Consider the following 12,012-nt stretch of genomic DNA (forward strand, 5'->3'; position numbering starts at 1 on the left):
GACCGACGCATACACACCCCGGGTGTTCCGCTGCCTGCGGGAACCAGGCACCCCGCCAACCGCCAACCGCCAACGCCAACGCCAACGCCAACGTCAGTCCCCGCACCAGCACCGGCGCCGGCGCGACCTACTCCCCGATGACGACCGCGGAGTCCGGCGCGACGACGAGTCGATCGCCCTCGCGACCGGGGTCGGTCGACGCGATCCAGACGTCACCGCCCGGCACGTCCCAGGGCTCGCTCGACAGGTTCACGACCACGCGCGCACCACCGCGTTGGAGCCTGTACCGGTTGCCCGACGCCGTCGGCAGCACCTCGGCATCCCGCCCACCCGGACCCGGATGCGTCAACTCGGGGCGCGAACGCCGCAGCTCGGCCAGCCGCCGGTACAGATCCAGCAACCGCGCGTGATCGCCGACCTCGACCTCCGACCAGTCCAGCTTCGACCGCTCGAACGTCGCCGGTTCGTTCGGATGCGGCACGATGCTCTCGTCCCAACCCATCTTCACGAACTCCTCGATGCGTCCCTTCGCGGTCGCCTCGGCGAGCTCAGGCTCGGGGTGCGAGGTGAAGAACTGCCACGGCGTCGACGCGCCCCACTCCTCCCCCATGAACAGCATCGGCGTCCCCGGCGCGGTCAGCGTCAGCACCGCGGCCACCGCCAGCCGATCCGTCGACAGCGTCGCCGCCAACCGGTCGCCCGCCGCGCGGTTGCCGATCTGGTCGTGGTCCTGCGCGTACGTCACCAGCCGCCACGACGCCGACTCGTCGGGCACCGGCTTGCCGTGATCGCGCTCCCGGAACGACGAGTAGGTCCCGTCGTGGAAGAAGCCCTTCGTCCACACCTTCGGCAGCGCCTCCGGATCGGCGAAGTCCTCGTAGTACCCCACCGTCTCGCCCGTCAGAGCCACGTGCACAGCGTGATGCCAGTCGTCCGACCACTGCGCCGTCAGACCGTACCCGCCGGCCTCGCGCGGCAGGAACATCACCGGATCGTTCATGTCGCTCTCGGCGATCAGCGTCAACGGCCGTCCGACGTGAGCGCTCAGCGCATCGGTCCGCTCCGCGATCTCCTGCAGGATGTGCACCGGCTGCGCGCCCGACTCGTGCAGCGCGTGCACCGCGTCCAGACGCAGACCGTCGACGTGGAAGTCCCGCATCCACATCAGCGCGTTCTCCACGATGAACGACCGCACGGCCGCCTCATCCAGGTTCAGGCTGTCGCCCCACGTGTTCCGCGACCCGTCCCGCAGGTACGGCCCGTACTCCGGCAGGTAGTTTCCGCTCGGACCCAGGTGGTTGTAGACGACGTCCTGGATGACCGCGAGACCCGCGGCGTGCGCGGCATCCACGAACCGCTGATACGCGGCCGGGCCGCCGTAGGTCTCCTGCACGGCGTACCACAGCACACCGTCGTAGCCCCAGTTGTGGGTGCCGTTGAAGGCGTTCACCGGCAGCAGCTCGATGTGCGTCACGCCGATGTCGATCAGGTGGTCGAATCGGGCGATCGCGGCATCCAGCGTCCCCTCCGGTGTGAACGTCCCCAGGTGCAGCTCGTAGATCAGCCCGCCAGCGAGCTGACGCCCCGTCCACGCGTCATCCGTCCACGAGAAGGATGCCGCGTCGAACCACGCCGACGCCTCGTGCACACCGCGCGGCTGCCGCCGCGACCGGGGATCCGGCCGCAGGTCGTCGCCGTCGCCCAGCACGAAGCCGTACTCGTTGCCGTCCGCGAGCACGACGTCGGCACGCCACCAGCCGTCGCCGGCCGCGACCATCGCCACGTCGTCCATCCCGGGACGGCGCAGACGCACCCGCTCGACCCGCGGAGCCCAGACCTCGATCACGATGCGTTCCCCTCGATGACATCCGCCGGCGCCAGCAGCGCGACGGGATAACTGTCCAGCAGATCGGCCAGGCGCACGCGCCCACCCTCGACACGACGGCCGGTCAGCACGTCGACCATCGCACCGGCGCGCGTCAGCAGCTCGGTGTCGCCCCAGCCGCCGCGCGCGGCGAGACCGGTGGGCAGGCGCGTCGCCACCGCGACGGCCCCGCCGCGGTCGAACGCGACCGCGTGCTCGGCGGCGTCCCCCGCCGCCGTCATCGGCGTGTACCGCGTGAACAGCTCCGGATGATCGCGCTTCAGCCGCAGCGCGCGCGACACCACGAGCAGCTTCGCCGCGCCCGAGCCATCGACGGGCGGCATCCACCCCTCGTCGAGCCGCGCGAGCAGCCGGCGACGCTCCGCGAAGTCCACCTCGCGGCGGTTGTCGGGGTCGACGAGCGAGTGGTCCCACAGCTCGGTGCCCTGGTAGACGTCCGGGACGCCCGGTCCCGCCAGCTGCAGCAGCTTCAGCGACAGCGAGTTCGACCGGCCGAGCGGCGCGATCTCGTCGACGAACCCTTCGACGATCGCCCGCGCGTCGCCGAACGCGGTGTCGACGAGGTGGTGCATCTTCTCTTCGAACGCCTCGTCGGGCTCCGACCACGTCGTGCTGTTCCCGGCTTCGCGCGATGCCTTCTCGGCGTACGCGTGCAGCCGCTCGCGCGACGCGGGCCACGCCCCCACGATCGCCTGCCACAGCAGGTTGTCGAAGGGACCGTCGCCCGTGGACGAGACCTCGCGCAGCGCGCCGAGCACCTCGGCCCACCGCTCCGGCATCTCGGCCAGCACCGACAGTCGCGCGCGCACGTCCTCGCTGCGCTTCGTGTCGTGCGTCGACAGCGACGTCATCGCCGCGGGCCACGCCGCCTGACGGTGAGCGGATGCCGCGTGGAACCCGTCGGCATCCACCGCCCACTCGGTCGGGTCGCCGCCCACCTCGGTGAGCGTGCCCAGCCGGGTGAACCGGTAGAAGGTCGTGTCCTCGACGCCCTTCGCCATGACGGGGCCGGTCGTCTGCATGAACCGTCGCGTGAACTCCGCCTCGGGCTCCGCGACCAGCCGGGCCGCGATCGCCTCGAAGGCGGCGGCGAGCTCGGGGCGCCGTCCCGACGCCAGCGCGACCGCCGCGTCGAGTTCCTCGGTTCCCGCCGGCAGGTACGCGCGGTACACCGGGAAGGCTGCGAGCAGCTCGGCGAGCGCGTCGAGCCACTGCTCGTCCGACGCTCCGCCGCGCTCGGCGGCGGGCACGAGGGCCGCGAGCCGCAGCACCTCGGCGTGCAGCCCGTCGGTCGCCCAGGCGAGCTTCGCCTCGTGCATCATGTCGGCGTAGTCGGCGTCCTGGCCGCCCCGCAGCCGGGCGTCGAGCGCCGTCAGCGCCTGCTCCCCGGCCGGATCGATCAGCACACGGTCGAGCACCGCCATCGCGTCGTACCCGGTCGTGCCGTCGGTCGCCCACCACGCGGGCAGCTCCTCGCCGTGCTCGAGGATCTTCTCGACGAGCACGTACGCGCCGCCGGTCGCATCCGCCAACAGGTCGAGGTATCCGCCCGGGTCGGCCAGGCCGTCGGGGTGGTCGACCCGCAGGCCGTCGGCGAGACCCTCGCGGATCCACCGCACGATCTCGACGTGCGACGCGTCGAAGACCGCCGGGTCCTCGACGCGCACACCCGCGAGCGTCGTCACGGCGAAGAAGCGCCGGTAGTTGAGCTCCGCGTCGCCGCGCCGCCAGAACAGCAGTTCGTAGTGCTGCCGGGCGAGCACGTCGCGCACGTCGCCCTCACCGGTGCCGTCGGCCAGCGGGAACTCGTGGTCGAAGTACCGCACGACTCCCGCTGCGGCGTCGACCTCGATCTCGCCGTCGTCGATCGCCTGCTCGAGCTCACGGCCCAGCACCGGCAGCCGCAACCGCCCGCCGCGCGCCCAGTTGACGTCGAATGCGGCCGCGTGCGGCGAGTCCTGACCGCGCCGCAGCACGTCCCACCACCACGGGTTCTCCCGCGGGGCGGACACGCCCTGATGATTCGGCACGATGTCGATGAGGATGCCGAGGTCCGCCGCCCGGGCGGCGTCGGCGAATCGCTGCAGACCCTCCGCGCCGCCCCGCTCGGGGTCGACGACGGTCGGATCGGTCACGTCGTAGCCGTGGTCCGAGCCGCTCGTCGCCTGCAGGATCGGCGACAGGTAGGCCCAGTCGACGCCGAGGTCGCGCAGATAGTCGGTGAGCTCGGCCGCGGCATCCAGGTCGAAACCCTTGCGGATCTGCAGCCGGTACGTCGACCGGGGGGTGCTCCGTCGCCCGGTCATCAGTGGGGCAGCTCGATCTGCGGCGCCTCAGCGGGGATCACGTCGATCGCGCCCGTCAGGGCGGCGAGCGAGGCCGCGACGGACGGATCCGGCTCGACGGTCTCCTCGACGTGGTCGCGCAGGACGACGAGCGCACGACCGCCGACCGAGACGGTGCCACCCGGGTCGACGAGGGGGGCGTCTGCCGCACCGCCGGCGGTGTCGACGATCACCTCCCAGCGGGGGCTCGCCGACGCTGTCGGCACCGTGAAGTCGATGTCCTCGTCGCTCGCATTGAAGAACACGAAGAAGTGCCGGTCGTGGATCTCCTCACCGCGACGGTCGCGTTCGCGGATGCCGTCGCCGTTGAGGAACACGCCGACCGCGCGCCCGAACCCGGAATCCCAGTCCTCGGGCTGCATCTCGGAGCCGTCGGGGCGGATCCACGCGATGTCCGGGAGCGGCGCCCCCTCCTCGCGCCGCACCGGCCGGCCGTCGAAGAACCGCCGACGCCGGAACGTCGGGTGGTCGCGCCGCAACCGAGCGAGCACCGAGGTGAACTCGATGAGCGGCTGGTCGACGGAGCTCCAGTCGATCCAGGTGATCTCGTTGTCCTGCGCGTACCCGTTGTTGTTGCCGCCCTGCGTGCGGCCGAGCTCGTCGCCGTGCGCGATCATCGGCACGCCCTGGCTCAGCAGCAGCGTCGCGAGGAAGTTCCGCTGCTGCCGCGCCCGCACCCGCAGGATGTCGGGGTCGTCGGTCGGCCCCTCGACGCCGTGGTTGTAGGAGCGGTTGTGCGACTCGCCGTCGTTGCCGTCCTCGCCGTTGGCGTCGTTGTGCTTCTCGTTGTACGACACGAGGTCGCGCAGCGTGAACCCGTCGTGCGCCGTGACGAAGTTGATGGATGCCACCGGCCACCGCCCGTCCTGCTCGTACAGGTCGGCCGACCCCGTCAGGCGCAGCGCGAACTCGCCGAGCGTCGAGGGCTCGCCGCGCCAGAAGTCGCGGACGGTGTCGCGGTACTTGCCGTTCCACTCCGTCCACTGCGGGGGGAAGTTGCCGACCTGGTACCCGCCGGGGCCGATGTCCCACGGCTCGGCGATCAGCTTGACCTGGCTGACCACCGGGTCCTGCTGCACGAGCTCGAAGAACGTCGACAGGCGGTCGACGTCGTAGAACTCGCGGGCGAGGGTCGAGGCGAGGTCGAAACGGAAGCCGTCGACGTGCATCTCGAGCACCCAGTAGCGCAGCGAGTCCATGATCAGCTGCAGCGCGTGCGGGTTGCCGACGTTGAGGCTGTTGCCCGTGCCGGTGTAGTCGGTGTAGTACCGCTTGTCGTCGTCTTCGAGCCGGTAGTACGCCATGTTGTCGATGCCGCGCATCGACAGCGTCGGGCCCATGTGGTTGCCCTCGGCGGTGTGGTTGTAGACCACGTCGAGGATGACCTCGATGCCCGCGGCGTGCAGCGCCCGCACCATCGCCTTGAACTCCTGCACCTGCTGGCCGACGCCGCCGCCCGCCGAGTACGTGTTCTGCGGGGCGAAGAAGGCGATCGTGTTGTAGCCCCAGTAGTTCGAGAGGCCCTTCTCCTGCAGCGTCGAATCGTTGACGAACTGGTGCACCGGCATGAGCTCGAGCGCCGTGACGCCGATCTTCTTGAGGTGCTCGATGACGACGGGGTGCGCGATCGCGCTGTACGTGCCGCGGATGTCCTCGGGGATGTCGGGGTGCGTCATCGTGAGGCCCTTGACGTGCGCCTCGTAGATGACGGTCTCGGCGTACGGGGTCTTCGGCTGCCGGTCACCCTGCCAGTCGAAGAACGGGTTGACGACGACGCCTTTCATGTTTGCTGCGGCCGAGTCCTCGTCGTTGGTCGAGTCGGGGTCGCCGAACGTGTAGCTGAACACCGACTGCCCCCACTCGACCTGGCCGTCGACGGCCTTGGCGTAGGGGTCGAGGAGGAGCTTGTTCGGGTTGAAGCGGCATCCGTTGGCGGGGTCGTACGGGCCGTACACGCGGTAGCCGTACCGCTGCCCCGGCTGCACCGACGGCAGGTAGGCATGCCAGACGAACGCGTCCACGTCGATGAGCTCGACGCGGGTCTCCTGACCGCTCTCGTCGAACAGGCAGAGCTCGACTTTCTCGGCGCCCTCGCTGAACAGGGCGAAGTTCGTCCCATTGCCGTCGAAGGTCGCTCCCAGGGGGTAAGCGGAACCGGGCCAAACCTGCATGCGTACTCCCGTGTTAGGTGGAAGGCCACAGTACCCAGGCGAGGTTTCCACCCTCCGGCCCTTGACAGGTCAGCGCAGCGACAGCATGTCGTCGAGGTACGCCGCGAGGGGCCGCGGCGGCCCCGTCGTGCTCCACGCGACGTGCGGCACGCCGTCCACGAGGGACAGGATGCCGGAGCTCTCGCCGCGGTCGACGGCTGCGGCATCCATCTCGGTCCAGCCGAGGTGCAGCACCTCGCCCTCGGCGAAACCGCCGCGGAAGGCCGCCGCCGCCCGCTCCGACCGCGCTCGCTGCGCTTCGGCCGTGTACCCGCGGACGGCGTCGTGCCGAGCGCGCAGGACCTCTCCCGTGGCGAACACCCGGTCGTCGCCGATCAGCAGGACCCCGACGTGCCACGCCTCGGTGACCGGGAGGATGCGAGGCGCGCGACCGATGCCGAGGATGCGGCGGTTCGCCGCCCAGTCCCCCAGTCGCTCCCGCGGGGAGCCGGCGAGCCGGGCGCGCGCCGCGTCGAGCAGACCGACCGTGGTCGTCGAGGCATCCGTCACCGTCGTCAGACGAGGCGGGTCGGCGCGACCGCGGCGCCGCCGCGGATCTGCTGATGCAGCCGCGCCATGCGCGCGTCGAGTTCAGCGGCGGCGTCGGCGGCGTCCTTCAGCTGGCCCAGCAGGTGCTCGGGCACCTGCCGCTCGTACTTGTAGTAGATCTTGTGCTCGAGGCTCGCCCAGAAGTCCATCGCGATCGTGCGGAACTGCACCTCGACCGGCACGTCGACCCGCCCCGTCGAGAGGTAGACGGGCACCTCGAGGATCGTGTGCAGGCTCTTGTACCCGTTGCCCTTGGGTGTCGCGATGTAGTCCTCGACCTCGCGCACCGTGATGTCGTCCTGCGCCGTGAGCAGGTCGAACAGCCGGTACACGTCGCTGACGAAGCTGCAGGTGATGCGGATGCCGGCGATGTCGGTGATGTGCGCGCGCACCGAGTCGAAGTCGGGCTCGATGCCGCGGCGCTGGATCTTCTCGACGATGCTGTCGGGCGACTTCACCCGGCTCGAGACGTGCTCGATCGGGTTGTAGTCGTGCATCTCGTGGAACTCCTCGCGGAGGATCGAGATCTTCGTCTCGATCTCCTGCAGCCCGAACCGGTACTCCATGAGGAACCGCTGGAACTCGTCGCGCATCGCCCGGAGGGAGGACGCCGACACCGTGATCTGCTGCTCGTCGAGCGGAGTGGACATGCTGCGACGCTATCGGGAACCACTCTGAGCGTGCTGTGAGGGCGGTGCCGTCGTCGCCCTCGGCACGAGCGCCGTCGGCAGCCGCAGGTGCGTCGCGGCCGGGGTCGCCCCGCCCATCAGCTCGAGCAGCATCGTCACGGCCTCGGCGCCGAGGCGCTGCATCGGCTGACGGACCGTCGTGAGCGCCGGGTCGGACTGCGACGCGTCGGGCACGTCGTCGAACCCGACGACCGACAGATCGCCCGGCACCGACAGCCCGTGCTCGTGCGCGACGCGGATGACGGTCAACGCCGAGACGTCGTTCGCGGCGAACACTGCCGTCGGCCGGTCGGCGCGGCGCAGCAGCCGGGTCGCGGCTTCGCGGGAGATGTCCTCGACGTACTCTCCGACCCCGACGAGGCTCGGGTCGAAGGGGATGCGGGCGTCCTCCAGCGCGCGGCGGTACCCGCCCTCCCGCAGCATCGACGAGCGCAGGTCCGGTCGGCCCGCGACGAATCCGATGCGCCGGTGCCCGAGCGAGATCAGGTAGGCGACCGCGTGACGGGCACCCGCGTAGCTGTCGGACTCGACGGTGGGCAGGTCCGCTGGACCGGTGTGCGGGTCGATGGCCACCACCGGCACCTCGGCCGTCACGTTCACGACGGTCGGCGTCACCATGATCACGCCGTCGACGAGCGTGCCGCTCAGCCGGCTGAGCGAACGCCGCTCCCAGCCCTGACTCGACACCTGGCGCGACCCGCTGTAGGCGAGCAGGTCCAGCCGCGAGTCGCGCAGCGCCGCCCCGACACCCTTCAGCACCTCGGCCGAGAACGGCTCGAAGTCCGCGACGAGCACCCCGACGACCCCCGTGCGCCGCGCGCGCATGCTGCTCGCGACGAGGCTCGACTCGTAGCCGAGCTCCTCGACGGCACCCAGCACACGCTGCACCGTCGCCGGCGCCACGCCGTACCTCCCGTTGACCGCCTTCGAGACCGTGGCCACCGAGACACCGGCCGCCGCGGCGACGTCATGGATGGTGGTGCGCCTGCGCATGTGTCGAAGCGTAGTCCCATGGAAAACATTTTCGAAAACGTTTGACGCCGGCGACAACAATTCCGACACTGGACCCAGCCCGGCACGCACCGCCGGGACCACCCGCACCTCGAGGACCGAGCGTGCACTCAATGAGGAGATTGGTGATCACATGAGGACCAGACGGTTCGCAGTGGGACTCGCGGCCTTCGCGGCAGCGACCCTCGCGCTCAGCGCATGCGCGGGCGACAACGGCGGCGGCAGCGGCAGCGGTGACGTCGAGATGACGCTGTGGCAGAACTCGACCACCGGCCCCGGCCAGCAGTTCTGGAAGGACGCGATCGCGGCGTTCGAGGCCGAGAACGAGGGCGTCACGATCACGATGCAGTCCGTCCAGAACGAGGACATGGACGGCAAGCTGCAGACCGCGCTCAACGCCGGCGACCCGCCCGACATCTTCCTCCAGCGCGGCGGCGGAAAGATGACCGCGATGGTGAACGCGGGTCAGCTGATGGATCTCACCGACCTGATCTCGGACGACGTCCGCAGCGAGATCTCGGAGGGTTCGTTCGCCGCGGAGACCTACCAGGACAAGGTGTGGGCCATGCCCCTCTCCGTCCTCCCCGGCGGATTCTTCTACAGCCAGGACGCCTTCGACGCGGCCGGCATCGCCGAGAACCCGAGCACGATCGACGACCTGAAGGCCGCAGTCGAGGACCTGAAGGGCACCGGGATCGCCCCGATCGCCCTCGGCGCGAAGGATGCCTGGCCGGCCGCTCACTGGTACTACTTCTTCGCCCTTCGCGAGTGCAGCCCCCAGGTGATCGAGGAGACCGGCGACTCCAAGGACTTCAGCGACGAGTGCTGGACGCGTGCCGCTCAGGACCTCACGGACTTCGCCGCCATCCAGCCGTTCAACGAGGGCTTCCTGACGACCGCCGCCCAGCAGGGCGCCGGCAGCTCGGCGGGCCTCATCGCCAACCGCAAGGCCGCGATGGAACTCATGGGCGCGTGGGACCCGGGCGTGATCGCGTCCCTCACCCCCGACGAGAAGCCGCTCCCCGACCTCGCCTGGTTCCCCTTCCCCGAGATCTCGGGCGGCGACGGCGAGCCGGGCTCCATGATGGGCGGTGTCGACGGCTACTCGTGCGCCGCGCAGGCGCCCAAGGAGTGCGCCGACTTCCTCAACTTCATCGCAGGCTCCGAGCAGCAGACGAAGTACTACGAGGCCTTCCAGTCGCCGCCGGTCAACTCGGTCGCGCAGGAGGCGGTGGAGGAGCCGTACCTGCAGCAGATCCTCGAGGCGTACAACAACGCACCGTTCGTTTCGCAGTGGCTCGACACGGTCCTCGGCCAGAACGTCGGCAACGCGCTGAACGTCGCGGTCGTCGACCTGCTCGCGGGAGGCAGCGACCCCGAGAAGTTCATCGCCGCCGTCAACGCCGCAGGCGCACAGGGCTGAGCATGACCGTTCGCGAGATGTCCGTCTCGGACACCCCTCCTCTCGCGGCGCACGCCGGGGGCGGCGACTCGTCGCCCCCGGCACGGCCGCGGTCCCGCCGCCGGCGGGGCCTCGGCTGGTCGGGGCGCCTCGAGGTGCTCCTGCTCGCCGGGCCCGCCGTCGTCTTCTTCGTCGGGTTCGTGATCCTGCCGGTGCTGATGGCCGCGTACTACGGCTTCTTCCGCTGGTCCGGGTTCGGGCCGGCCACCGAGTTCGTCGGGCTGAAGAACTACATCACGATCTTCAGCGACCCGAACTTCCAGAGCGCCCTGCTGCACAACGCCTTCATCGTCGTGATGTCGATCGTCTTGCAGGGACCGATCGCGATCCTGCTGGCACTGCTGCTCAACCGCAAGATGCGAGGGCAGTCCGTCATCCGCGTCCTCATCTTCGTGCCGTACGTCATCGCCGAGGTGGTCGTCGGCACCGGGTTCAGCCTGCTGCTCTCGACCAACGGCGCCGCCAACGGGATGCTCGAGAAGCTCGGCCTCGGCGGACTCGCGCAGGACTGGCTCGCCGACCCGGCGATCGCCATCTGGACCCTCATGGCGATCCTCACGTGGAAGTACGTCGGCTTCGCCGTCATCCTCTTCCTCGCGGGCCTGCAGGGCATCCCCGAGGAGCTCTACGAGGCCGCCGCGATCGACGGCGCGTCGTACTGGCAGATCCAGCGCCGCATCGCGCTGCCCCTGCTGGCTCCGACCCTGCGCATCTGGGCGTTCCTGTCGATCATCGGCGCGCTGCAGCTGTTCGACCTCGTGTACATCATCTGGGGCCAGTACGTCTCGTCGGTCGCCGGCACCAACACGATGGCGATCTACATGGTCGTCACCGGTCGCAACGCCGGGAACTTCGGCTACGGCAACGCCGTCGCCGTCGTGATCTTCGTCATCTCGCTCATCGTCGCGCTGTTCTACCAGCGCTTCGTGCTCCGCCGCGACACGGCCGGGGCGATCACAGAGAGGGGCGTGCAGTGAGCGCCACCATGACCCTCGTCACGGCTCCGCCCGTCGACACCCGCCCGCGCCGTGCACCCAAGAAGGCGCTGCCGTGGGGCTCGCCGGTCGTCTACTTCGTCGCCCTCGTCGTCATCGCCCTCATGCTCGGGCCGGTGATCTACATCATCCTGGGCGGGTTCCGGTCGAACTCGGCGATCACGGTCGACCCGGCCGGCTTCCCCGATCCGTGGAACGTCGAGAACTACGTCGGGGTGATCACGAGCGGCCAGTTCTGGGGGCAGGTCGGGAACTCGACCATGGTGGCGCTCGCCACCACCGTCGGCGCCGTCGCCCTCGGCCTCGCCGCGAGCTACGTCATCGCCCGCTACAACTTCCGCGGCCGCGGCGCGCTCTACGCGCTGTTCGCGTCGGGACTCATGTTCCCCATCACCGTCGCGATCACGCCGCTCTACATCGTGATCCGCTCGCTCGGGCTCATGAACTCGCTGCCGGGCATCATCCTCCCCCAGATCGCCTTCGCACTGCCGACGACGATCATCATCCTGGTGCCGTTCCTGCGGGCGATCCCCGACGAGATCCAGGAGGCGGCGTCGATCGACGGCTGCAGCCGACTCGGGTTCTTCTGGCGGATGGTGCTGCCGCTCGCGGTGCCCGGTGTCATCACCGTCGGCATCCTCGCCTTCATCGGCAGTTGGAACGCGTACCTGCTGCCGCTGTTCATCCTCAACAACGAGGCGTCGTTCACGCTGCCACTGGGCGTGCAGGCGTTCTCGTCGCAGTACTCCGTCGACACGGCGCGCGTGCTGGCGTTCACCTCGCTGTCGATGCTCCCCGCACTGCTGTTCTTCAGCCTGTTCGAGCGGCGCATCGTCGGCGGCCTCACCGGAGCCGTGAAGGGCTGA

The 12,012-nt window shown here is 69.9% G+C and carries 9 protein-coding genes; 3 read left to right on the forward strand and 6 right to left on the reverse strand.

The features are described from left to right. Positions 1-127: 127 nt before the first annotated feature. The 6 genes from treZ to Q9S71_RS03065 all read right to left on the reverse strand — a co-directional run bounded on the left by treZ (position 128) and on the right by Q9S71_RS03065 (position 8,728). Positions 128-1,846, reverse strand: a complete 1,719-nt coding sequence (gene treZ / locus Q9S71_RS03040; protein WP_311860437.1) for a malto-oligosyltrehalose trehalohydrolase — start codon at positions 1,844-1,846, stop codon at positions 128-130. Further along, a complete protein-coding gene (gene treY / locus Q9S71_RS03045) occupies positions 1,843-4,191 on the reverse strand; it encodes a malto-oligosyltrehalose synthase (RefSeq protein ID WP_311860438.1) in 2,349 nt (782 codons plus the stop codon). The genes treZ and treY overlap by 4 nt, the downstream gene beginning before the upstream one ends. Next, positions 4,191-6,401 carry a glycogen debranching protein GlgX gene (gene glgX, locus Q9S71_RS03050; RefSeq protein ID WP_311860439.1) on the reverse strand — a complete coding sequence of 737 codons (2,211 nt, stop codon included), beginning with the start codon at positions 6,399-6,401 and terminating at the stop codon, positions 4,191-4,193. The genes treY and glgX overlap by 1 nt, the downstream gene beginning before the upstream one ends. A 69-nt stretch (positions 6,402-6,470) precedes the next feature. Continuing rightward, positions 6,471-6,950, reverse strand: a complete 480-nt coding sequence (locus Q9S71_RS03055; RefSeq protein ID WP_217529545.1) for a glutaminase — start codon at positions 6,948-6,950, stop codon at positions 6,471-6,473. Between the two features lie 5 nt (positions 6,951-6,955). Beyond that, positions 6,956-7,639: a GTP pyrophosphokinase gene (locus Q9S71_RS03060; RefSeq protein WP_217529548.1), complete on the reverse strand. Its 684-nt coding sequence runs from the start codon at positions 7,637-7,639 to the stop codon at positions 6,956-6,958. A gap of 9 nt (positions 7,640-7,648) precedes the next feature. Then, entirely contained in the window at positions 7,649-8,728 is a 1,080-nt protein-coding gene (locus tag Q9S71_RS03065) for a LacI family DNA-binding transcriptional regulator (RefSeq protein WP_479724343.1), read from the reverse strand. A 94-nt stretch (positions 8,729-8,822) separates the two neighbouring features. Between Q9S71_RS03065 and Q9S71_RS03070 the strand changes: the two genes are divergently transcribed. From Q9S71_RS03070 to Q9S71_RS03080, 3 genes are read left to right on the forward strand one after another with little or no spacing between them, the layout of a single operon-like run. Beyond that, positions 8,823-10,112, forward strand: a complete 1,290-nt coding sequence (locus Q9S71_RS03070; protein WP_311860441.1) for an ABC transporter substrate-binding protein — start codon at positions 8,823-8,825, stop codon at positions 10,110-10,112. A 2-nt stretch (positions 10,113-10,114) separates the two neighbouring features. After that, the gene (locus Q9S71_RS03075) at positions 10,115-11,128 is read left to right on the forward strand and encodes a carbohydrate ABC transporter permease (protein ID WP_311860442.1); all 1,014 of its coding nucleotides are present in this window, start codon (positions 10,115-10,117) and stop codon (positions 11,126-11,128) included. Between the two features lie 8 nt (positions 11,129-11,136). Further along, positions 11,137-12,012: a carbohydrate ABC transporter permease gene (locus Q9S71_RS03080; RefSeq protein ID WP_064003730.1), complete on the forward strand. Its 876-nt coding sequence runs from the start codon at positions 11,137-11,139 to the stop codon at positions 12,010-12,012.

Source organism: Microbacterium gawkjiense, from assembly GCF_031932225.1.
Classification (GTDB): domain Bacteria; phylum Actinomycetota; class Actinomycetes; order Actinomycetales; family Microbacteriaceae; genus Microbacterium; species Microbacterium gawkjiense.

What these genes read in the sequence shown, in the direction of transcription:
- Q9S71_RS03060 (WP_217529548.1), bottom strand. Translation starts at nt 7,639, where the DNA reads ATGTCCACTCCGCTCGACGAGCAGCAGATCACGGTGTCGGCGTCCTCC.
- Q9S71_RS03070 (WP_311860441.1), top strand. Translation starts at nt 8,823, where the DNA reads ATGAGGACCAGACGGTTCGCAGTGGGACTCGCGGCCTTCGCGGCAGCG.
- Q9S71_RS03080 (WP_064003730.1), top strand. Translation starts at nt 11,137, where the DNA reads ATGACCCTCGTCACGGCTCCGCCCGTCGACACCCGCCCGCGCCGTGCA.
- glgX (WP_311860439.1), bottom strand. Translation starts at nt 6,401, where the DNA reads ATGCAGGTTTGGCCCGGTTCCGCTTACCCCCTGGGAGCGACCTTCGAC.
- Q9S71_RS03075 (WP_311860442.1), top strand. Translation starts at nt 10,115, where the DNA reads ATGACCGTTCGCGAGATGTCCGTCTCGGACACCCCTCCTCTCGCGGCG.
- treY (WP_311860438.1), bottom strand. Translation starts at nt 4,191, where the DNA reads ATGACCGGGCGACGGAGCACCCCCCGGTCGACGTACCGGCTGCAGATC.